The organism is Roseburia sp. AF02-12, assembly GCF_003461765.1.
In the GTDB taxonomy this organism is placed as follows: Bacteria; Bacillota; Clostridia; order Lachnospirales; family Lachnospiraceae; genus Roseburia_C; species Roseburia_C amylophila.
The window spans coordinates 18,439-40,956 of the sequence record NZ_QTXS01000001.1; the positions used below are offsets into that span (position 1 = coordinate 18,439).

The window sequence follows — 22,518 nt, forward strand, 5'->3', positions numbered from 1 at the left end:
GGAAATTGCTTTCCTGTAAAGTAAAAATCGCATGCTTGCATGCATAAAGGAAAGAATCTATACAGTGAACAGGAGGCTGTAATCATGGGTTTTATAAAAGAATTAAAAGAGGAATTTGAGATTATCAAGGAGCGTGATCCGGCATTAAAATCTCCAATGGAGGTTTTGCTTTATCCGTCATTTCGTGTTATGCTTAGTTATAGGCGTGCACATAAGCATTACCTGAAGGGACATTTCTTCCGGGCAAGATATATTTCACAGAAAGCAGCAAGAAAAACCGGAATTGAGATACATCCGGGCGCAGTAATTGGAAAAGGATTCTTTATCGACCATGGTACCGGCGTTATCATCGGAGAGACATCAATTATCGGAGATAATGTAACCTTATATCAGGGTGTAACCCTGGGCGGAACCGGTAAGGAAACCGGAAAACGTCATCCGACCTTAGAGGATAATGTAATGGTAAGTGCCGGAGCAAAAATCATCGGTTCCTTTACGGTAGGCGAGAATTCGAAAATCGGTGCAGGGAGTGTGGTAATTGAAGAGGTGCCGCCAAACTGTACGGTAGTAGGTGTTCCGGGACGAATCGTAAAACGTAACAATGTAAAAATTCCACGCAGCGATATGGATCAGTGCAATCTGCCGGACCCGGTACAGGAAGACATCAATGTATTGCAGCGGGAAAATTCAGAATTATGCAACCGTATCATTGATATGGAAAAAGAGATAAAAGCATTAAAGCAGGAAGTAGAAAAGAATTAAATAAGTAATTCCAGGAACGATGGAGGATAACATGGAGAACAACGTAAAGATTTTTAATACCCTTACAAGAAAAGTAGAGACCTTTGTGCCAAACGAAGATGGCAAAGTGAAAATGTATACCTGCGGACCAACCGTATATCATTTTGCACATATCGGAAATCTGCGCAGCTATATTATGGAAGATGTATTAGAGAAGACCCTTCGCTATGCAGGTTATGATGTAAAGCGTGTCATGAACATAACAGACGTAGGACATCTTTCCAGTGATGCAGATACCGGTGAGGATAAAATGTTAAAGGGCGCAAAGCGTGAGCACAAGACCGTTATGGAGATTGCAAAGTATTATACCGATGCATTTTTTTCCGATTGCTCCAAATTAAATATCAAACGTCCGGATGTGGTAGAGCCGGCAACCAATTGTATCCCGGAATTTATTCATATGATAGAGGTACTTTTAGAGAAAGGCTATGCATATATTGCCGGAGAAAATGTATATTTTGATACATCAAAATTAGATGATTATTATGTATTTTCCAGCCAGAGCGAAAAAGAGCTGATGGTAGGTGTCCGTGATGACGTATCTGAGGATGAAAATAAGCGCAACAAGAGTGATTTTGTATTGTGGTTTACCAAGTCCAAATTCGATAACCAGGAACTGAAATGGGATAGTCCATGGGGCGTTGGTTATCCGGGCTGGCATATCGAGTGCTCCTGCATCAGCATGAAGCATTTAGGCGAATATATGGATATTCACTGTGGTGGTGTGGATAATATTTTCCCACATCATACCAATGAGATTGCACAGAGTGAAGCATATCTTGGACACAAATGGTGTAATTACTGGTTCCATGTGCATCATCTGAATGATAAATCAGGAAAAATGAGTAAATCCAAGGGAGATTTCCTGACCGTTTCCTTATTGGAAGAAAAAGGTTATCTGCCGCTGGTATATCGTATGTTCTGTCTGCAGTCCCATTACAGAAAGCCATTGGAATTCTCTTATGAAGTAATGGATAATATGGAAAATTCCTATGTAAAGCTTCGTAAGACCATTGCAAAACTGGATGCGTCTACAGAAGTAGAGCAGGATAAATTTGATGCATACAAAGAGAAATTCCTGCAGGCATTAGAGGATGATTTAAATACTTCCATGGCACTGACTGTAGTATATGAAGTATTGAAAGCCGATATGACCGATGCAACCAAGCTTGCACTGGTAAAAGATTTTGATTATGTATTATCTCTTGATTTGGCAGCGGGAGAAGCAGCAAATCCTGCCGATGAGATCGATGCAGATTTAGAAGCATATGTATTAGAAAAAATCGAAGAGCGTAAGGCTGCAAAGAAGGAAAAAGATTTTGCCAAAGCAGACGCAATTCGTAATGAACTTTTGGAAAAAGGAATTGTCTTAGAGGATACCAGAGAGGGTGTAAAATGGAAAAAGGCATAGATTCCCATATCAAAGAATATTTTGACCTGCCAAAGGTGGATGTAGCAACCTACTCCCCTTTGGCACTTGCCTACATAGGAGATGGCATTTATGACCTTGTCATAAGAAGCATTGTAGTTGGAAAAGGCAATACCAAGGCATCCCGTCTGCATCAGACCACCAGCCATCTGGTGAAAGCACATGCGCAGGCAACGATGATGGAGACACTGACTCCGATGCTTACGGAAGACGAAACGGAAATTTACCGCAGAGGCAGAAATGCCAAGTCTCCGACCATGGCAAAAAACGCAACTATGTCAGATTATCGCCGTGCCACCGGCTTTGAAGCATTGATGGGCTATTTATATCTGACGGATCAGTTTGAGCGGATTTTGGAACTGGCGAAAGAAGCAATCAGACACTATAATGTGAAGACCGGAAAGAATGATCTGGCAGGAGGAAAGTAGAATGGAAGAAATGCAGATGGAAAACACACAGGCGGAAAGCACGAAGATAGAAGGAAGAAATGCAGTTTTAGAAGCATTTCGTTCCGGAAAAACCATAGACAAGCTGTTTGTATTAGATGGCTGTAAAGACGGTCCCATTCAGACCATTTTAAGAGAAGCGAAAAAGCATGATACGCTGGTACAGTTTGTGGCAAAAGAGCGTTTAGAGCAGTTGTCAGAGACGAAGAAGCATCAGGGTGTCATTGCCATGGCAGCAGCATTTTCCTATGCAACGGTAGAAGATATTTTAGAAAATGCCAGAAAGAAAAATGAAGCACCATTTGTCATTTTGCTGGATAATATTGAAGACCCGCACAATTTGGGTGCAATTATCCGTACTGCCAATCTGGCAGGTGCCCATGGCGTCATTATTCCAAAGCGCCGTGCAGTGGGACTGACCGCTACCGTAGCAAAGGCATCCGCAGGAGCCATTTATTATACACCGGTAGCAAAGGTAACCAATCTTACCAATACCATCCGGGAATTAAAGGAGCAGGGCATGTGGTTTGTCTGTGCAGATATGGGTGGCACAACCATGTATGATCTGGATTTAAAAGGTTCTATCGGACTGGTTATCGGAAATGAAGGAGAAGGTGTCAGCAAATTAGTAAAAGAAAACTGTGACTTTGTGGCATCGATTCCAATGAAAGGAGATATTGACTCCTTAAATGCATCGGTAGCAACAGGTGTTTTAGCTTATGAAATTGTAAGACAGAGATTAAGTTAACAGGAGAGAGAGATGCAATCTTATCAGAACATGAGTGATGAGGAATTAATTGCAGCACTTCGTAGTGGTGAAAAAGAAATTACAGATTATCTGATGGACAAATACAAGAGTCTGGTTAAGAAAAAAGCAAAAGCACTTTATCTTATTGGTGGTGAGACGGACGATTTGATTCAGGAGGGAATGATTGGTCTGTTTAAAGCTGTCCGGGATTATCAGCCGGATAAAGACAGCAGCTTTTTTCATTTCGCAGACCTTTGTATTGCAAGGCAGATGTATACAGCGGTGGAGGCTTCCAATCGGAAAAAGCATGCACCGCTCAATTCGTATGTACCACTTTATGCAGATAGTGAGGATTCGGAAGGCAGGAATCTGGCGGATGTGTTAGAGACTATAGATGAGGCGAATCCGGAGAATTTATTTATCAGTCAGGAAGACCGGGAAGATTTCAAGCGGAAAGTAAATGAAACTTTAAGCAAAATGGAACAGGAAGTGTTGTCGTATTATCTGCAGGGCTTTCGCTATGAACAGATTGCAGAAGCTATGGGAAAAGAGCCGAAGGCTGTGGATAATGCGTTGCAGCGTTTAAAGAAGAAGTTGAAAGGGAAGTAACAGCATGAAAAATATCATTCACATTTTTCGTAAGGACGTAAGAGGACTTTGCAGGAATTTTTTCGCACTGGTCATTGCAATCGGATTGTGTTTTATTCCATCTTTGTATGCATGGTTTAATATTTATTCCAACGAGGATCCTTATGCCAACACCGGAAATATCTATATTGCAGTGGCATCTGAAGATGAAGGAATGAAATTAGAGGATGGCACAACCGTCAACATGGGTGTTCAGGTGATTGAGCAGTTGAAGGAGAATAAGTCCATAGGCTGGCAGTTTGTAGACAGCTCTGATGAAGCAATCAGTGGAGTAGAAAGTGGAAAATATTATGCGGCAGTAGTTATTGGTGACCGCTTTTCCGAGAGCATGTTCAGCATCTTTTCTGAAGGACTGGAGAATCCGACCATTACATATTATGAGAATGAGAAGAAAAATGCCATTGCAACGAAAATTACCGATACTGCAGTGAGCACATTAAAGTCCAGTATCAATGAGACATTTCTTGAGACAGCGGCAAGTGCCATGTTTGCCCAGATGGATAATCTTTCTGAGAAAATAAGTGAAGATGGCGGTGTGGATGGATTCCGCCAGAAATTAGAGCAGCTCAGCCAGAATTTAAAGGACTATGATGCCATGATAGACAGCTTCCTGTCCGGAAATGAAGAACTGAGCGCAGGGATTGATGAAGCCAATTCCAGTGTGTCAAAGGTGGAAGATAAAATTGATTCAGCTGTAAATTCCCTGAATGGAACAAAGACACAATTAGACAGTACGGATACTACACTTTCAGATTTTTCCAAGAATGTGGAGACAACCTTAACGGATATTGAGAATTCTTTGAATAAGATTTCAACGGATATTACCAATGCCGGACTGGGAGATTCTGCCAAGAAGACAACTGAAAGTATTGAGACAACAACGAATGATATCAAGACTTTAAATGACCAGTTGCAGTCGCTTTATGGAGCAATCAGTGGACTCAAGACAGATGAGAGCTTTACGGACGAGCAGAAAACGGATATGGATGATGTGATGTCACAGATTGATGCGTTGAAGCAGGATGCAGAAGAAATGCAGAAGCTTTTAGAGACACTGATGCCGGACAATGCATCAGATGCAGTAAAAGATGCGGTAGATACTGTGACAGGCGGAATGAATACAGCATTGTCTACCTGCAGCAAGACCATTGAAAATATGAAGAATGTATACACCAATAATCTGGTGCCTGGAGTATCCGGAATATTGGATACGGCATCCCAGATACTGGTCAATGTAACCAATCTTTTGAATAATCTGAATAATACATTAGGTGACATGGAAACCATTTTCGATGGAACCTTAGATATGGTAGATGCTACAGATGAAAGCTTTACACAGATTCAGACATTGCTGAAGACCTGTGATACAAAGATAGAAGAGGCAATCAGCAAGCTGAATGAAGCATCGGAAGATGAACAGATGCAGATTATCATGGAACTTTTGGGCGGCGATCCGGAATCCTATGGTAAATTCTTTGCACAGCCGGTAAAAGTGGAGACAAAGCAGGTTTATGAGATTAAAAATTATGGTTCTGCGGTTGCACCATTTTATACAACACTGGCACTCTGGGTAGGCGGTATTGTACTGGTGGCACTGATTAAGGTAAAGGCATCCGAAAAGGATTTGACGAATCCGAAGCGTTATCAGCTTTTTTTTGGAAGATATCTCATTTTCTTTGTGATGGGACAGATACAGGCACTGATTATTGTGCTGGGTAATATTTATCTGCTGCATTGTCAGGTGAAGAATCCGGTATTGTTCTGGTTTGCGGCGTCGCTGACGAGCTTTACCTTTACCTTATTAATCTATGCGCTGACACTTTCCTTTGGCGATATCGGAAAAGCACTGGTGGTTGTAATGGTCGTTATTCAGATTGCAGGTTCCGGTGGAACATATCCGATTGAGATATTGCCGGAATTTTACCGGCGGGTATATATTTTCTTTCCATTCCCATATGCCATTAATGCCATGCGTGAAACCATTGGCGGCATGTATGGCGGAACCTATGAGAAGAATCTGGCAGAGCTTCTGATTTTCGCAGCAGCGGCATTGTTAATCGGACTGATGATTCGCATACCATTTATGGGTATCAATCATTTCGTAGAAAAGCGAATGAAAGATACGAAGATGATGTAAGAGAGCAGGTGAAGAGCAGATGGAAAAGAAAGAAGATTATGAAAAGCTTTATGACATGCTTTTAGGCTATGAGCAGGAGATTCATAAGAAGAACCAGAAACGTATCCGCATCGGATTGCGGTGCCTTATCATTATTCCACTGATTTTCCTGGCATTGTTATTCTGGACAGAAAGCTCAAAAATTGTATTTTTGATTCTGTGGATTGTATCGCTGTTTATTCTGGCAGGATATTTAATTTTCGTAGAATATTCGGACTATAAATTACAGGAAAAATTAAATGAGATTTCTAACCGGGAGCAGCAGGAGAGAGATGCACTGATTGGCGATGGAATTGCCCAGGTAGAGGAACGGATTCGTACCGTACTTCAGACGGCAGAGCAGGAAATTTTAACAGATAACACAAAGGAGTAGCAGAGGGATAGCACATGAAAAATATTTTTAGAATCTTTTACCGGGATTTTAAGAGAGTCAGCACCAATGTGGTAGCAGTAGTTATTGTAATAGGCCTTTCCATTATTCCATCACTGTACGCATGGTTTAATATATTGTCCAACTGGGACCCGTATGGACCGGAATCTACATCAAATCTTAAGATAGCAGTATATTCCGCAGATGAGGGAATTGATATGGGAGGTCTGTCTTTAAATATCGGAGACAGCGTCATTGATGCCCTGAAAGCCAATCAGACTATGGGCTGGCAGTTTACTGATACCATGGATGAAGCAACCGACGGTGTATACAGCAGTGAATATTATGCGGCACTGATTATTCCGGAGGATTTCTCCGAGAAAATGATAAGCTTCCTTAACGGAGAAGTACAGAATCCGCAGATTATTTATTATGAAAATGAGAAGAAAAATGCCATTGCACCAAAGATTACATCCAAGGCAAAAACGGCAGTGCAGGAACAGGTTAATGCAACCTTTGTCAGCACTCTGGCAGAAGTCATGTTAAAGGTAAATGATGTCATGGTAGAAAATGGAATGGATTCCGGCTCTATGATGAATCTTTTCCTGACACAGCTTAATGATTTAAGCGGAGATTTGGACGGCTATATTGCATTGCTGAATTCTTTTGTCAGCATTACCAATTCGGCATCCAGCCTGATTGATACGACACAGGTTATGCTGCCGAATCTGAATACGATGGTAGATGATGGTTCGAATACGGTAAATACCATGCAGGGAGCATTGAATTCCGGCAGCCTTAATGCCAGTGCTTTGGCTGAGGTTATTTCAGCAAATCTTAATACAGCAGCCGACAGCCTTGACAACATCAATACGCTGATACAGAATGCCTTAGATCAGTTGGATAACTATGGTGATTTATCTTCCGGCGGACTGCAGAGCGCAATTAATATGATGCCGCTGATCCGTCAGTTATTTGAAAACAGTGTGGCAGACTGGAAGGATGATGAAAGTGTTTCCGGTCAGATTGCAGAAATCGAAGCACAGTTAGATAAAATTGAAGCAGATTTAAACAGTGTCCAGAATAATGTCACAGATTTAAATACTGCAAAGGATACTTTAAACACTGAAATATCTACCGAAATAACTTCCTGTAAGACCGAAATAAAAGCTTTAAAAGATACGTTTGACTATTCGGTAAAAGGTCAGCTGGAGACAACCATTCAGTCCATGCAGGGGTCGCTGAATCAGACACAGGCAATTTTAAATGGTGTCGATGGAGATTTTGATGAAGTATCGGAAGTGTTGGATGCTTATAGTGAAACCCTCGATAAGGGAAATGAAAGCTTAAGTGATTCATTGGCAGCAGCACAGGAAATGAAGACCGGACTTGACAGTGTGATTACAAGTCTCAGTGCTCTGGAAATCAGTGACCAGTATCAGGCTTTGATGAAAATTTTAGAGACCGACCCGACTTTGTTAGGAGATTTCTTATCTTCTCCGGTCAATATGGAGACGAAAGAGATTTATCCGATTTCCAATTATGGTTCGGCAATGTCACCGTTCTATACGGTACTGGCATTGTGGGTAGGTGCGTTGATTCTGGTGGCAATCATTCATGTAAAGGTACTTCCGGATGAGAAAATACCGGATGCAAAACCTTACCAGAAATTCTTTGGAAGATATATTACATTCTTCCTGATTGGACAGGTGCAGGCATTGATTACTGCACTGGGAGATTTGTTTTATATTAAGATACAATGCCATAACCCGTTCTTATTCTGGCTTGCCTGCGCATGCTGCAGCTTTGTATTTACCTTATTTATGTACGCATTAACGGTAGCCTTTGAAAATGTCGGAGAGGCTTTGGCGGTAGTCATTATGGTTATCCAGGTAGCAGGAGCAGGCGGTTCCTTCCCAATCGAAGTACTGCCGGCAATCTATCAGCGGATTTACCGTTTCTTCCCATTCCCTTATGGAATGGATGCACTCCGGGAGACTATCGGTGGTATGTATGGAATGACTTATTGGAAATGCATTGGCATCTTAGGCATCTATATTATAATCTCACTTCTGATTGGACTTGTAATTGCAATTCCGTTCCGGAAGTTAAATATGAAGATTGAGCATAGCAAAGAAAAATCTGACATTATGCTGTAGAAAAGTATTGACAATCATAGCTCTCTATAGTATAGTATTACAAGTCGGGATTAGTTCCGACAGAATTGCTGGCATGGCTCAGTCGGTAGAGCGTCGCATTGGTAGTGCGGAGGTCACGGGTCCGATTCCCGTTGCCAGCTTAACTAGAAAAAAGGCTGTAATCCTTGATCATAAATCATGGGTTACAGCCTTTTTTGTTGCAGGCATCCGTAAGAAGCTGCCAGTGGCAGGTTCTGTAGGTAATAGGTACAAGTAGGTGCAAATGAGACAAAATAAATATCGAGTAAAAATGGGAGTTAAGAGTAGAAGAGGCAAAGATTTGCTGGTTGTTATAGTAGAGAATAAATAAATATAAAAAAGAAGATACTTCTCAAACGAGTAATGATGATAACATCCTTCCTCTTACGTCCGAAACGCACCTTGATACTGTATCTTCTAAAAAGTATTATATCATATGTTAGATAAAACAACATGCTTTATTAGCAATATTTTTGAAAAAATGTTAAAAAAGCAGGTTCACTACCAAACCCCCAGAGGCTTTACGACGGTAGTAAAACTGCTTTTTACAAGTAGTATATCACAAAATTCTCAAAAATAGAATATAGAGATTATAAAATTGCTTTATGCGATGTATTTACAGCTTAGCTCTAATTTTTTGGATAAGGGCGTCCTGCAGTACCTGCGAAAAATTAATATTGAGTGAGATAGCCTCTTCATTTAACCATTCCGGAATGGTAAGGGTCTTTTTTACTGCTTTTGAGTTATTGCGTTTTTGATAAGCAAGCATATCGAATTCGATGATAATGCAGTATTCATTTTTTGAAACGTTAATATCTTTTGGCTGGGAAGGAACCGGAATCTCCTGATGTTCCTGCTTACGGCTTATCAGGGCAAGACCTAAGGCATCAACAGCCATTTCATAAGCATTTTGCATATCATCTCCCTGGGTCATACATTCCGGTAAATCTGGAAAAGTAACCCAAAATCCACCTTCTTCTGCAATATGAAAAATGGAAGGATAAAATAATTTGTTCATAAGAACCTCCTTTCGATAGAAATTGGATTATCGTAGACCGGCTTCTTTTAAAATTGCCTGTTCTAATCCTTTCTTCAAGTCTTTGTTATGATAAGGAACAATGACGGTTCTATTCGTGATAGGATGAAATAATTTTATGTGAGAACCGCTCTGGTTGGTTATGATAAAACCATGTTTCTTAAGGTAGTTTACCATTTCTCTGGAAGTCATTGGCATATACGCAATTCTCCTTTGATCAATATTATGTTAATACGTGTTAATACGTGTGTCAAGGGTGGAATAAACTAAAACAAAAAAGATAATAAAAATGCATGGAATAATCTGAAATAAGAAGATTAAAAGAACTACTTAAAATGATATGCACATAATATGTAAAGAAAAAGAACCAATAATGGTTCTAGTAGAAAACTAACATATAAGAAAGAAACTGTCAATCAAAAAGACAATATCTTTACCCAGAAAAAAGCTGCCGATGGGCAGCTTTTTTTAGGTTATGCAAATCGCATAAAACATATTAACATCCGAGTCTGAATAATTTGCAGATTGTGTTAAATAACTCGGAACAGCTATTGAAATTAAAACACATAGTTTCGTCCTCCTTATTTTCTTTGAAATCATGTCTTAGCTAAGTACAAATGAATTGTAACAAGTCTGTAACATTTTCACAATAGGAGTACATTGGAAACATGGGAAATATCTGGCCCTAGGATAAGCCGGGATGAGTTGGCTCTTTCTCAAGCTTTGCAAACCAGCTATTAACGGCCTTGCTTACCTCGTCACGTTTACGAAAAGGAATCTGCACAATGGAGTGGTCTTCCATAATAAGGTCGTGCTGCAGAATTCCGGTGACATGATTTAAGTTTACCAGATAGCTGCGGCCAACCGGAAGAAAACAGGCAACAGAGGCAAAGTCTTCGGTAAGCTGTGTCAGGTTTCCGGGAATTGTAAAAGTCTCTGATATAGCGTGCAGCAGGACATTGTGCTGCCCGGTTTCAAAAAAGAGAATATCTGAGTAAGGAAGAGAATATTCCTTCCTACGGACAGAAAAGGTAAATACTTCATTGGATTCCTCTAAAAGCGTATCGCAGCGGCTCATGGCATTGAGAAAATCTGTGTGTGAGTAAGGCTTTTGCAGATAGTAAAGAGCATTTACCTCATAGCTTGCCATGGCATGTTCCGTAGAAGAAGTGGTGAAAATAATGCCACCCTCATAGCCCAGTGAGCGAAGGATACGTGCTGTTTCCACACCGTCCTGGTTATTCATATAGATATCTAAAAACAGCAGAGCCGGATAACGCTTTTCTTCCTTATAATACTGAATCATCTCTTCGCCCGAAGAAAAAAGTAGAATCTCCATATTACAATGATGTTTCGTGGCATATGTATTCAGATGATGTTTCAGCCGTAAGGCATCGCTTTCAGAATCTTCGCATAAGTAAATCAGCATAATTATTCTCCTGTATATAAAAAGTAAAAAACACCGGATACGAAACAAGTATAACATATTGAAAGAAAATAAAAATCATTTTTTATCGACAATCAGGAAGATAAAATCACAATTTGGAAGAATTGGTTGCAAAATTTTAAGCGTTTTCTTAAAATAGAAACTGTGTGAACAAAAGAAATAGAATAAAAAAGGAGAGGAAATATGGGAAGAAACCGAAAAAAACGATGTCTGGCATTTTTGATGGCATTGACTATGATGACAGGCTTATTTATGGGAGATGCTGCCGGACTACTGGTAAAGGCAGAGGATACGCCGGCATCCGTTCAAATAGGAATTACAACATTAGAGACGGGCTGGTATGTGAAGGCGGTGGATCCTCCTTCTACACCGGGACCATCTGCAACGATTCGTGGCGTCGATAAAGTAGGGGAAGAACCGGAAAGTGGTGGTTATATTTATTTTGATAAAGATACGGCAACCATGACTGTATATAATGATATGGAGATTGCTACTTCCGGACCGAATCCGGTGACAGTAACAGGCGGAAACTTAACAATTTCCGGAGCAGGAAATTTTACTGTAGAAGGAACTTCTCCTGCATTTCTGTTAGCCGGAACCGGTGCTGCCGTTGTCACAAAGGATTTTACCGGAAATTTTAAGGTGACAAGTAATAGTAATGTAATAAACGGTGGCAGCAGATTTGAGATAGATACAACCGGTGATATTACACTGGAAACTGCATCAACGTCTTCAGAGCCAATTGCTTTGAGCAGTGGAGTGGTTGATTTAAGTGGAAAGAAAGTTACGATAACCGCACCATGTGGTATGATTGACAGTGGAGTATCCACACTGAACCTGACACAGACAGAAGGAGACCTTGCATTAAGTTCTGCATCTGATTATTATCCAATTTTCCATGCAGAAAATGTTACCCTGAAAAATACCGGTGGAAAGGTGGAACTGGAAAATACCAGCACAGGGGTGTTGACTGACAGTAATCTTACGATTGAAGCTGCAGGAGATATTTCTTTAAAATCAGCGAAGGGAATAACAAGCAAGAGTAATCCACAGGTGAGCTTAACTTCAACCAATGGGGATGTTACAATAGAACAGACTGCAAACTCTGTCATGCAAGATGGTAAGCTGACGATTCGGGCATTGGCAGGAGCAGTAAGCATTTCAACTAATGCAACTGTACCGATGTTTCAGGCAGAACTTGATATAAAGGCAAAGAATGATGTAACACTGAAACAGAATGGAACAACAAATTCATCACTTACCTGGGGTGGAGCAGGTGGAAGTATTGAGTGTACTGATGGGGATATTACAATAGAACAGGAAGGCAGCACATATGTAATTTCGACTTTGAATGCAGTCGACCTGAATGCAGGTGGAACGGTTACGTTAAAGAGAAATACGGAAGGAACAGCATTAACTTCCATGGTGAAAGGGATTCCTGCAACAGGTGTAATCCAGCTTGTAGACGGCACAAAGAAAGGAGCCATCGTAGATGGAACCGTATATACTGCCAGCGGATGTACGCATCCAAAGCGTATCAATGGAAAATGTGTTGTTTGTGATGACCAGGAGCCGGTGGCTGCTATTGTAGATGCCAGCGGAAATGTAACAAATTATAACAGCCTGTCCGATGCATTCCATAATGCCAATGCAGACAATACTGTAAAATTATTAGTTGATTATAAGAACAGCAGTGAAACAATTGATTTATCCTCTGTATATAAGGCTGTAAATCTTGATTTAAATGGGAAGAGTTTAACATTAGATGCATTTAATATCATGAATCACTTAAGCGTTTCCAATGGAAAGCTTAACCTGAGAATGCTCAATGATGCAAATACTAGTCTTTCTGATAAATGTACATTAGAAAATGTGGAAGCGGATATCCATGAGATAAGTTGGACTGCAAATGGTGGTCTGGAATTAAAGAGCAGTAGACTTCATGTAGGTTCACAGGCATCCCCTTGCTCATTCTTTGTAGAAATGATTACAATAGCACCGGATGACGATTCTGTAATTACAGTAGAAAACATGATAAGTGGTCTGGCAAACTATAAAAATGTACCAGCAATGGAACAGGCATTGGACAAATTAATTCCTTTCGGATATTCAGTTTTTGTTGATACTGATATTACAGTACTGGATGAATCCGGAAATCGTGCCAAAAATCTGGTACTTCGTAATAAGAAGCTGGCAGAAGCGGACATTACTTTAAGCCCGGCTGCCTTTGTCTATGATGGCACAGGAAAAGAGCCGGCTGTAACCGTAACGTATGATGGAATGACATTAACTGAAGGAAGGGATTTTACGGTTACTTATATTGACAATATTGAAGTGGGTGATACAGCTGCAGCAATTATCAGTGGTTCCCGCTTTTTAGGCAGTGTAACAAAATACTTCAGCATTACCAAAGCACATCGTGGAGCACCAACAGGACTTACCGCAGTAGCAGAAACCATTGATGGCAAAAATGATGGAAAGATTCGTGGTGTGAATGCGGAGATGGAATACAGTATTGATGGAACTACCTATACCGCAATTACAGAAAATGAATTGAACGGACTTACCGACGGAACTTATCTGGTACGTTATCAGGAAACACGCAATTATTATGCGTCTTCTGCAACACAGATTGTAGTAGAAAAAGGACTTCCTTCTTCCGACAGCTTAAACCCGTCAAACCCGGGCGGCGGAAATAATCTGGAAAATACACCAGGTGGAAGCACGCCAAATGAAAATAATAATGGAACGACATTAACCGCCGGAAGTAATGTTGTTACAACATTGCCAGGCGCATCTTCGGTACAGACACCGGCAGCAACAACGTCTGATAGCAGCACACAGGTTAAAACCGGAGACGACAATCAGATATTCCTATATCTTCTTGTACTGATTGCTGCGGCAGGAGTAGCTGCGGGAGCATATGGCAGATTAAATGCAGGACGCCGTATGAAATAAGTGAAAAGGGATATATCGGAAATAGAAAAGTCATGAAATGAAAAATAAAAATGCTGTACTTTCAGAAATGGGAGTGCAGCATTTTTCTGTTGCAAAGAACATAAGGACGCGGTAAAATGTAGCGTAGTCAAAGAAGAGGAGATAGAAGATGCTGACACAGTTTTCAAGAACCGAACTATTGCTTGGAAAAGAAGCAATGGAAAAATTAAAGAATGCAAAGGTTGCAGTATTTGGAATTGGCGGAGTAGGTGGATATGTCTGCGAAGCACTGGTAAGAAGCGGAGTTGGAGCTTTTGATCTGATTGATGATGACAAGGTATGCCTGACGAATCTCAACCGTCAGATTATTGCAACCAGAAAGACCGTTGGAAAATATAAAACAGACGTCATGAAAGACCGTATTTTAGAGATTAATCCGGATGCCAGGGTAGAAGTGCATAAATGCTTTTTCCTGCCGGAAAATGCGGATGAATTTCCTTTTGAAGAGTATGATTATATCGTAGATGCAGTAGATACGGTAACAGCGAAGATTTCACTGGTTATGAAGGCACAGGAGATGAATGTGCCGATTATCAGCAGTATGGGAGCCGGAAATAAGTTAGATGCCAGTCAGTTCCGTGTGGCAGATATTTATAAGACAAAGGTATGCCCGCTGGCAAAAGTAATGCGCCGTGAGTTAAAGAAACGTGGCGTAAAGAAGCTTAAGGTGGTTTATTCCGAAGAGCAGCCAACCAGACCAGTTGAAGATATGGCAATCAGCTGTAGAACCAACTGTATCTGTCCGCCGGGAGCAGCCCATAAATGTACGGAGCGGCGTGATATTCCGGGCAGTGTGGCATTTGTGCCATCTGTCGCTGGACTGATTATCGCAGGTGAAGTAGTAAAGGATCTGGCAGCAAAATAGGAAACAGATAAAGAAAACCGGATGTGGAATCACATCCGGTTTTCCGTTTCTATTGATTTCCTTATCAGGAAAATTATTTCTGAGGACCTGCAGAAACAAGAGCTTTACCAGCTTCATTTCCTTCGTATTTAGCAAAGTTCTTGATGAATCTGTCAGCAAGATCTAATGCTTTTGTCTCCCATTCAGAAGCATCTGCGTAAGTATCACGAGGATCTAAGATGCCTGAATCAACGCCTGGAAGCTCTGTAGGAACTTCAAAGTTGAAGAATGGAATCTGTTTTGTAGGAGCGGTTAAGATAGCTCCGCTTAAGATAGCATCGATGATACCACGGGTATCTTTGATGGAGATACGTTTTCCGGTTCCGTTCCATCCTGTATTTACGAGGTAAGCCTTAGCTCCGCTCTTTTCCATTTTCTTAACAAGCTCTGCAGCGTATTTTGTAGGATGCAGCTCTAAGAAAGCCTGTCCGAAACATGCTGAGAAAGTAGGTGTAGGCTCTGTGATTCCACGCTCTGTACCAGCAAGTTTTGCTGTAAATCCAGACAGGAAGTAGTACTGAGTCTGCTCTGGAGTTAAGATAGATACTGGAGGCAGTACTCCGAATGCATCTGCGGAAAGGAAGATGACATTCTTAGCTGCTGGAGCAGAAGAGATCGGGCGGACAATGTTCTTAATGTGGTTGATTGGGTAAGATACACGGGTGTTTTCTGTTACGCTCCTATCAGAAAAATCGATTTTTCCGTCAGCATCTAATGTTACGTTCTCAAGAAGAGCGTCACGTCTGATCGCATTGTAGATATCAGGTTCGGAATCTTTGTCAAGGTCGATAACCTTAGCGTAGCATCCACCCTCGAAGTTGAATACGCCGTTGTCATCCCAACCATGCTCGTCATCACCGATTAAGAGACGCTTAGGATCGGTTGAAAGGGTTGTCTTACCTGTTCCGGAAAGTCCGAAGAAGATAGCGGTGTTTTCACCGTTCATATCTGTGTTAGCAGAGCAGTGCATGGAAGCGATGCCCTTTAATGGCAGATAGTAGTTCATCATAGAGAACATACCTTTTTTCATTTCTCCGCCGTACCATGTATTAACGATAACCTGCTCACGGCTTGTAATGTTGAACATTACTGCTGTCTCAGAGTTTAATCCTAATTCTTTGTAGTTTTCAACTTTTGCTTTAGAAGCATTGTAAACGATGAAGTCCGGCTCAAAGTTCTTTAATTCTTCTTCAGTAGGCTGGATGAACATATTTGTTACGAAATGTGCCTGCCAAGCTACTTCTACGATGAAACGGATAGCCATACGGGTATCTTTGTTAGCACCACAGAAAGCATCTACTACATAAAGTTTTTTGTTAGAAAGTTCTTTGATAGCGATGTCTTTTACAGCACTCCATGCTTCCTCAGATGCTGGATGGTTGTCGTTCTTGTATTCATCAGATGTCCACCATACAGTGTCTTTGGAGTTCTCGTCCATAACGATGAATTTGTCTTTAGGGGAACGACCTGTATAGATACCAGTCATAACATTGACTGCGCCAAGTTCACTTTCCTGACCTTTTTCATAGCCTTCCAGTTCTGGCTTGGTCTCTTCTGCGAATAATGTTTCGTAGGATGGGTTGTAGACAATTTCTGTTGTTCCAGTAATGCCATACTTGCTTAAATTGATTTCTGCCATTTTGTTTTTACCTCTTTCCTTTAAATATAGTAATATGATAATCGCCCGCAAAAAGCAGGTTTTTATGATATCTTGACTGAGAAACTATAAATCCTAGTTACGTCATCATAATTATTATACATAAATAAGTCATAAAATCAATAAAAAAACTGCGAAATTTTTATAAAGTGAAGAAAGTTGAAAGATTTTCCCCCTAAAGAATTAGCCTCCTGCTTAAAAATGCTGCCATATAATTCTACAGAAGTCCGTTGCGGCAGCACCACAGACAAGCTATAATACAAAGTAAGAGTTGGACTTGGCTATCTCTATTGGAACAGAATATATCGGAATGCATCTGCATTACCGTTCTTTCGTGTGTATCCCTTAGCGGGTATCGCAGCAAACAAATGGATGCCGGGCAAATGTCTGAGCTTGATTCTTTATATTTAGCAGGAAAATACGATGCGAGTTTTGCCCGGTGTCCATCAATAAAAGTTTGTGCAGATACCCGCTTAGGGATACCAGAAAGAACGGTAGCAGATGCATTCGGATATATTCTGCCCTAGGAGAGATAGAGAAAAATATAATCTCACTTTGCAGGATAATCTTGTATAGAAAAGGAGCACGTGGGCTATGAAGATATTTCACTTATCCGACCTTCACATCGGATTGAAATTAATGAATCATGATTTAAGGGAAGACCAGGAATATATCCTGCATCAGATTGTAGAGCGGGCCGGAGAAGAAAAACCGGATGCCATTTTGATTGCAGGAGATATTTATGATAAAGCAGTGCCGGCGGCAGAGGCAGTAGAGGTATTCGATCATTTTATCAATGAACTGACGGAGATGGTGCCGGAGGCTGTCATTATGATGGTTAGCGGAAACCATGACAGCGCACCAAGAGTGAACTGTTTTCGAAGCATTTTATCAAGACAGCATTTATATATGATAGGAAAGCCGCCTGAGACGAAAGAGGAATACATTGAGAAAGTGACATTGACGGATAAGTATGGAAAAGTGAATTTTTATCTTCTGCCTTTTGTGAAGCCGTCTATGGTAAAGCAGATTGTGGGAACGGATGAAAATGATAACAACCTTTCCTATGATGCAACTTTGCATAAGCTTCTGGAAAGAGAAAATGTAAATGAAGCAGAGCGGAATGTGCTGGTGAGCCACCAGTTCTACTTGCCGGCAGGAAAAGCGGCGGAGGATGTTGAGCGGATGGATTCCGAAATCCGCACCGTGGGAAATATTGATGAAGTGTCTGCGGATGTGTTGGAGCGGTTTGACTATGCGGCATTGGGACACATTCATAAGCCTATGACCGTGGGAAAAGAGTGTTATCGTTACTGTGGAACACCTCTTGCCTGCTCCGTCAGTGAAGCGGGACAGAAAAAGGGCATTATTATGGTGGAACTGGAAGAAAAGGGCAGGCTTTCCACCAGAGTAATTCCGTTAAAACCACTGCGTCAGGTGCGTATTGTGGAAGGAGAATTAGAAGAAGTATTAAAGCAGCCATCCGATAATTTTGTAACTGTGATTCTTACCGATAAGGTGGATGTCAATGTCTTTGACATGCAGGACCGGCTGCGTCATGCATTTCCCAATTTACTGGAAATCCGAAGAGAAACGCTGCACAAAGCCAATTATGAAATGGAAAAATTCCGGCATGAGGCAGAGCTTGATGCCTTTTCACTATGCTGTGAGTTTATCGGAGAGATGAACGAGGAAGAGAGAGAAATTCTTAAGGAAGTCATCAATAAAGTAGAGGAGGAGAGTGAGTTATGAGACCATTAACCTTGGAAATGCAGGCATTTGGGTCCTATGGAGACCGGACGAAAATTGATTTTCGAAAACCATCCCAGAATTTATTTCTGATTACCGGAGATACCGGTTCCGGCAAGTCCACTATTTTTGATGCCATAGCCTTTGCGTTATATGGAGAAGCCAGTTCCACAGCTAATAAGAAAAGTGGAACAGAGCTGCAGAGTCAGTTTGCCACAGCAGGCGCAGAGCCTTATGTGGAATTGAAATTCTGTGAAGGAACAGAAGAAAGCGGCGTCTATACAGTACGCCGTGTGCCAAGACATGTCCGCCCATTGAAGCGGGGAAGCGGTGAAAAAGAAGAAAGCGAATCCGTTACCTTAATCATGCCGGATGAAATCGTTTATTCGCAAAAGGAAACGAATCAGAAAATCATTGATATTGTCGGGCTGAACAAGGGGCAGTTTATGCAGGTGGCAATGATTGCCCAGGGAGAATTTATGGAACTGCTCCGGGCAAAATCCGATGAGAAAAAAGTGATTTTCCGAAAATTATTCCACACAGAAAAATATGAAAAGATTGCCAATGAATTAGGAGACCGGAAAAGGAAATTAGATGCAGAGATTGCCACAATCCGTACGAAGTTTCATGCCAAAGCTGAGAATGCGGACATACCGGAAGCCTTTGAAGAAGCCGAAGCCCTGTTGGCATTGAAAAAGAAGATGCAGCAGGCGGATGCAAAAGCACCGGAGATGGAACGCTTTTTAGAATTGATGCAGCAATTGTGCCAGTATCTTAAGGAAGAGGGAAAGAAGAAAAAGAAGGAAGCAAAGGAAGCGGAAAAACTGCGGGAGCATTGCAGGAGTGCGTTGCAGGAAGCGGAAAATCTGCAAAAATCCTTTACCCAGATGGAAGAAGCACAGCGGGAGTTGGCACGCCTTTTTGAAGCGGAAGAGGAGATAAAAGAGACTGCCCGGTTAGAGCAGATGATAAAGCTTGCCTATGATGCAAAGCAGCTCTATCAGCAGTATGAAGAAGCGGTAAAGAGGCTGGAGAATTTAAAGGCAGAACAGCAGAAATTAGAAGAAAAGTTGCCGGAGATAAAGAAAGCTTTAAAAGAGGCAGAAAAGGAAAGAAACTTAGCAGAGGCGGAAAAGGAAACACAGCAGAAGAATTACAGTATTATAGAAGAAAAAGTAAATCGCACGAAAGCGGCATTGAAAGAAATAAGAAAAGCTGCGCAGGAAGTAGAGCAGAGTAAAGATGCTTTGCAGCAGGCGGAAGAGACGGAAAAAGAGACAAAAGAAAAAAGCACTGTCTTAGAGCAGAATATTGTGCAGTGGAAGAAAGAAGCAGAAGCCTTCGAAGGAATGGAAGTAAGGCAGTTACAGATTACCGGAAAGAAAAATGCTCTTGCAGAAATCGAAGATGCCGTAGCAGAGATTACAGAATCAAAGCAGCTTCTTGGTAAAGAAAAGAAACAAGAGGAACATGCAAAAGAGATTTATAGGGAAGCATCCGGACAGTATCAGGAAAAGCAGCAGGAATACGAAGCATATCGTAAGCGGTTTTTCGATGCCCAGGCAGGTATTTTAGCAAAGGAATTAAAAGAGGGAGAGCCATGCCCGGTCTGCGGTTCCATGGAACATCCAAAGCCATGCATTGTGGTAGAAATGCAGGAAGAATTAAGCCGGGAAATGTTAGAAACTTTAGAAGAAACGGTTGCAAAGTTACAGCAGAAGCAGGAAGCAGCATCTACAAAAGCCGGTACATGTCACGTAAGAAGAGAGAACCGGGAGAAAGAGTTGGCAGAAAAACAGGAAAAGTGCAGGAAGAAAATGGAAGCCTTTGGAAAGGAAGCACACCCGGCAGCCGATGAAGAAATAGAACCGTGGCTTGTCACGCAAAAGAAAGAGCTTGCAAAAGAAGAAGAAACACTTTCTCAGGAGATAAAAAAGAAGAAGGAATTGTCTCATAAATTAGAAGAGGCAGAAGCAAAAAAGATTGCACTTCAAAAAGAAGAGACAGAAGCAACAGAAAAGAAGCTATTGGCAAAAGAGCAGTTTGACCGTTGTCAGGCAGCTTACACAGAGCGGAACCGCACCCTTGACTATACATCTGAAAAAGAAGCGGATGAAGTCTTGGCAGAAGCACAGGAGAAGAAGGCTTCTGCAGAAAGTGCATATGCAAAGGCTGATAAAGAAAAGAGCCGTTTAGAGGAAGAGAAAACCGGTACACAGACAGGCATTGTCCGTTGTGAAAGAGAACTTCCGGAACGGAAAAAGGAAGCAGAAGCCAAGCAGCAAAAATATGATTTATATATAGAAGAAAAAGATATTTCCAAACTGGAATGGCAGACGCTGGTGGAGCAGTATTCGATAGATGCCATGGAAGAGATGCGGCAGAAAAGGGAAGATTATCAGAATCAGAAGACGATGTATCAGAGCCGCTATGAGACAGCGAAAGAAACTGTAGGAGAGAAAGAAAAACCGGACGTAGAGAAGCTTTCAGAGGAACTTAAGGCAGCAGAGGAGCAGAGTAAGCTTGCAGGCAGGGCGGCCAATGAGTGGGAGATTTCTAATCAGAAGGATACGGAAATCTTAGAAGCGGTAGAGGAAATATGGAGCGGGCGGCAGCAGGTATTAGAGCAGCACAACCGTATAACACGGCTTTATACTGTCATTTCCGGAAATGTGTCCGGCAGCCGTATGGATTTGGAGACCTTTGTGCAACGCTATTATCTGGAGCGGATTCTTTATGCAGCAAACCGCCGTTTTGAAGAAATGTCAGCAGGACAGTTTGAACTCAGAATGTTTGATGAGAAGAAGGCTGCAATCGGAAAGAATAAGGGACTTGACCTTATGGTATATTCCAATGTGACCGGAAAAGAGCGGGAAGTCCGTACGCTTTCCGGAGGAGAATCCTTTATGGCGGCGTTATCCATGGCACTAGGCATGGCAGATGAGATTCAGGAAAATTCTGCTGCCATACATCTTGATATGATGTTTATTGATGAAGGATTTGGTTCCCTGGATGAGCATGCAAGAGAGCAGGCAGTCCGGGTATTAAAAGAGATGGCAGGCGGCTCAAAGCTTATTGGAATCATTTCCCATGTAACAGAATTAAAGCAGGAAATGGAAGACCAGCTTCTTATTACAAAAGATGAAGAAGGAAGCCATGTCCGCTGGCAGTTAAGCTAGCGGATAGGCTCCCTGTTCTAACATTTCCGTCACCATGGAAGCCATAGCGGAAGGATGTTCCTTCATTCCGTTTTGCAGCCATTTTAAGAAAACATTATAGAGCGCACCGGAATAGAAGTAGACTTTATACCGGTGAATATCATTATAAGGCATGTCACCCATATGATTTTCTAATTCCTGATCAAAAAGGTCTAAGTAAATGTATGCAAGACCTGCCTTATATACACTTAAAATAAATTTCTTGTAAGTCTTAAAATACCGGAAAATCAGTAAAATTGCCTCATAGCTGAAAAAGTCATTTTCAAGCTTTTCTGCCCTCTTCCGGTATTCTTCCATAATATCGTCCGTAATTTTAATCAGCACTTCTTCCTTGGAATGAAAATTCCGGTAATAGGAAGCTCTTGCTACTCTGGCAGTGGTAATAATATCGGTTACGGATATATCGGAAAATGCTTTGGTGTCCATGAGTTTGGTCAGGGCACGGGCAATCTTTAATTTTACCTGGCGGTTCGCTTCGTATCGTTTGTCTGTTTCTTTCATTTAAATGCTCCTGTTCGTATGTGCTATGGATGTGTGCCGGTGGGTGGGACAGTCGCTTTATATTTGTTATTACGATTTGTATTTGATACATACATTGCTTCTAACGTCAAAGAGCGGTTTTTCTTGCACTGCATTTTTCTTTTGCCGATAAAGCCTGTCTTTCCAATGTTTGACAGTATGCCGGACTCTGTTCGCCTGAATGCGGATACGATAT

Annotated in this window: 17 protein-coding genes and 1 tRNA gene; 13 read left to right on the top strand and 5 right to left on the bottom strand. The window is 41.4% G+C overall.

Features of this window, described 5'->3' with window-relative positions:
• Positions 1–84 precede the first annotated feature (84 nt).
• From epsC to DV740_RS00120, 9 genes are all read left to right on the top strand, one after another.
• On the top strand, positions 85–762 hold the full coding sequence (epsC, locus tag DV740_RS00080; protein WP_022242902.1) for a serine O-acetyltransferase EpsC: 678 nt from the start codon (positions 85–87) through the stop codon (positions 760–762).
• Positions 763–793: 31 nt separating this feature from the next.
• Positions 794–2,212 (top strand): cysteine--tRNA ligase, encoded by a 1,419-nt coding sequence (gene cysS / locus DV740_RS00085; RefSeq protein WP_117698606.1) that lies wholly within the window; start codon positions 794–796, stop codon positions 2,210–2,212.
• A complete protein-coding gene (locus DV740_RS00090; protein WP_022242900.1) occupies positions 2,197–2,658 on the top strand; it encodes a Mini-ribonuclease 3 in 462 nt (153 codons plus the stop codon). Before cysS ends, DV740_RS00090 begins: the two co-directional genes overlap by 16 nt.
• Positions 2,659–2,668: 10 nt before the next feature.
• Positions 2,669–3,424 (top strand): 23S rRNA (guanosine(2251)-2'-O)-methyltransferase RlmB, encoded by a 756-nt coding sequence (gene rlmB / locus DV740_RS00095; RefSeq protein ID WP_416390276.1) that lies wholly within the window; start codon positions 2,669–2,671, stop codon positions 3,422–3,424.
• A 12-nt stretch (positions 3,425–3,436) separates the two neighbouring features.
• A complete protein-coding gene (gene sigH, locus DV740_RS00100; RefSeq protein WP_022242898.1) occupies positions 3,437–4,033 on the top strand; it encodes an RNA polymerase sporulation sigma factor SigH in 597 nt (198 codons plus the stop codon).
• A gap of 4 nt (positions 4,034–4,037) precedes the next feature.
• A complete protein-coding gene (locus DV740_RS00105) occupies positions 4,038–6,209 on the top strand; it encodes a YhgE/Pip domain-containing protein (protein WP_118087202.1) in 2,172 nt (723 codons plus the stop codon).
• Positions 6,210–6,228: 19 nt separating this feature from the next.
• Positions 6,229–6,621 carry a hypothetical protein gene (locus tag DV740_RS00110; RefSeq protein ID WP_199534923.1) on the top strand — a complete coding sequence of 131 codons (393 nt, stop codon included), beginning with the start codon at positions 6,229–6,231 and terminating at the stop codon, positions 6,619–6,621.
• A 14-nt stretch (positions 6,622–6,635) separates the two neighbouring features.
• A complete protein-coding gene (locus tag DV740_RS00115; protein ID WP_118087203.1) occupies positions 6,636–8,777 on the top strand; it encodes a YhgE/Pip domain-containing protein in 2,142 nt (713 codons plus the stop codon).
• Positions 8,778–8,844: 67 nt separating this feature from the next.
• Positions 8,845–8,917, top strand: a tRNA-Thr gene (locus DV740_RS00120).
• 494 nt (positions 8,918–9,411) lie between these two features.
• On the opposite strand, the gene DV740_RS00125 is transcribed toward DV740_RS00120, so the two are convergent.
• The 3 genes from DV740_RS00125 to DV740_RS00135 all read right to left on the bottom strand — a co-directional run bounded on the left by DV740_RS00125 (position 9,412) and on the right by DV740_RS00135 (position 11,260).
• The gene (locus DV740_RS00125) at positions 9,412–9,813 is read right to left on the bottom strand and encodes a type II toxin-antitoxin system HicB family antitoxin (RefSeq protein WP_117840670.1); all 402 of its coding nucleotides are present in this window, start codon (positions 9,811–9,813) and stop codon (positions 9,412–9,414) included.
• Positions 9,814–9,840: 27 nt separating this feature from the next.
• Complete coding sequence (locus tag DV740_RS00130; protein WP_118087204.1) at positions 9,841–10,029, bottom strand: type II toxin-antitoxin system HicA family toxin; 189 nt, start codon at positions 10,027–10,029, stop codon at positions 9,841–9,843.
• Positions 10,030–10,516: 487 nt separating this feature from the next.
• Complete coding sequence (locus DV740_RS00135; protein WP_158561479.1) at positions 10,517–11,260, bottom strand: LytR/AlgR family response regulator transcription factor; 744 nt, start codon at positions 11,258–11,260, stop codon at positions 10,517–10,519.
• Positions 11,261–11,461: 201 nt separating this feature from the next.
• Here DV740_RS00135 and DV740_RS00140 point away from each other — a divergent pair, with 201 nt between their 5' ends.
• Together DV740_RS00140 and DV740_RS00145 are read left to right on the top strand one after the other, a co-directional pair.
• Positions 11,462–14,236 (top strand): hypothetical protein, encoded by a 2,775-nt coding sequence (locus DV740_RS00140; RefSeq protein ID WP_118087206.1) that lies wholly within the window; start codon positions 11,462–11,464, stop codon positions 14,234–14,236.
• A 148-nt stretch (positions 14,237–14,384) separates the two neighbouring features.
• Entirely contained in the window at positions 14,385–15,140 is a 756-nt protein-coding gene (locus tag DV740_RS00145) for a tRNA threonylcarbamoyladenosine dehydratase (RefSeq protein WP_022242242.1), read from the top strand.
• Positions 15,141–15,213: 73 nt separating this feature from the next.
• On the opposite strand, the gene pckA is transcribed toward DV740_RS00145, so the two are convergent.
• A complete protein-coding gene (pckA, locus tag DV740_RS00150) occupies positions 15,214–16,818 on the bottom strand; it encodes a phosphoenolpyruvate carboxykinase (ATP) (RefSeq protein WP_118087207.1) in 1,605 nt (534 codons plus the stop codon).
• A 612-nt stretch (positions 16,819–17,430) separates the two neighbouring features.
• Here pckA and DV740_RS00155 point away from each other — a divergent pair.
• A complete protein-coding gene (locus DV740_RS00155; RefSeq protein WP_118087208.1) occupies positions 17,431–18,588 on the top strand; it encodes an exonuclease SbcCD subunit D in 1,158 nt (385 codons plus the stop codon).
• Entirely contained in the window at positions 18,585–21,764 is a 3,180-nt protein-coding gene (locus tag DV740_RS00160) for an AAA family ATPase (protein ID WP_118087209.1), read from the top strand. Before DV740_RS00155 ends, DV740_RS00160 begins: the two co-directional genes overlap by 4 nt.
• Here DV740_RS00160 and DV740_RS00165 read toward each other — a convergent pair.
• Entirely contained in the window at positions 21,756–22,304 is a 549-nt protein-coding gene (locus tag DV740_RS00165; RefSeq protein ID WP_118087210.1) for a TetR/AcrR family transcriptional regulator, read from the bottom strand. The two genes, DV740_RS00160 and DV740_RS00165, sit on opposite strands and share 9 nt — an antisense overlap.
• Positions 22,305–22,518: the final 214 nt, after the last annotated feature.

Excerpts from the sequence above, each read along its gene's own strand:
- pckA (WP_118087207.1), bottom strand. The coding sequence starts at position 16,818 with ATGGCAGAAATCAATTTAAGCAAGTATGGCATTACTGGAACAACAGAA.
- DV740_RS00110 (WP_199534923.1), top strand. The coding sequence starts at position 6,229 with ATGGAAAAGAAAGAAGATTATGAAAAGCTTTATGACATGCTTTTAGGC.
- DV740_RS00145 (WP_022242242.1), top strand. The coding sequence starts at position 14,385 with ATGCTGACACAGTTTTCAAGAACCGAACTATTGCTTGGAAAAGAAGCA.
- DV740_RS00130 (WP_118087204.1), bottom strand. The coding sequence starts at position 10,029 with ATGCCAATGACTTCCAGAGAAATGGTAAACTACCTTAAGAAACATGGT.
- DV740_RS00115 (WP_118087203.1), top strand. The coding sequence starts at position 6,636 with ATGAAAAATATTTTTAGAATCTTTTACCGGGATTTTAAGAGAGTCAGC.
- sigH (WP_022242898.1), top strand. The coding sequence starts at position 3,437 with ATGCAATCTTATCAGAACATGAGTGATGAGGAATTAATTGCAGCACTT.
- DV740_RS00160 (WP_118087209.1), top strand. The coding sequence starts at position 18,585 with ATGAGACCATTAACCTTGGAAATGCAGGCATTTGGGTCCTATGGAGAC.
- DV740_RS00105 (WP_118087202.1), top strand. The coding sequence starts at position 4,038 with ATGAAAAATATCATTCACATTTTTCGTAAGGACGTAAGAGGACTTTGC.
- DV740_RS00140 (WP_118087206.1), top strand. The coding sequence starts at position 11,462 with ATGGGAAGAAACCGAAAAAAACGATGTCTGGCATTTTTGATGGCATTG.
- epsC (WP_022242902.1), top strand. The coding sequence starts at position 85 with ATGGGTTTTATAAAAGAATTAAAAGAGGAATTTGAGATTATCAAGGAG.
- DV740_RS00125 (WP_117840670.1), bottom strand. The coding sequence starts at position 9,813 with ATGAACAAATTATTTTATCCTTCCATTTTTCATATTGCAGAAGAAGGT.
- DV740_RS00165 (WP_118087210.1), bottom strand. The coding sequence starts at position 22,304 with ATGAAAGAAACAGACAAACGATACGAAGCGAACCGCCAGGTAAAATTA.
- rlmB (WP_416390276.1), top strand. The coding sequence starts at position 2,669 with ATGCAGATGGAAAACACACAGGCGGAAAGCACGAAGATAGAAGGAAGA.
- DV740_RS00155 (WP_118087208.1), top strand. The coding sequence starts at position 17,431 with ATGAAGATATTTCACTTATCCGACCTTCACATCGGATTGAAATTAATG.
- DV740_RS00090 (WP_022242900.1), top strand. The coding sequence starts at position 2,197 with ATGGAAAAAGGCATAGATTCCCATATCAAAGAATATTTTGACCTGCCA.
- DV740_RS00135 (WP_158561479.1), bottom strand. The coding sequence starts at position 11,260 with ATGCTGATTTACTTATGCGAAGATTCTGAAAGCGATGCCTTACGGCTG.
- cysS (WP_117698606.1), top strand. The coding sequence starts at position 794 with ATGGAGAACAACGTAAAGATTTTTAATACCCTTACAAGAAAAGTAGAG.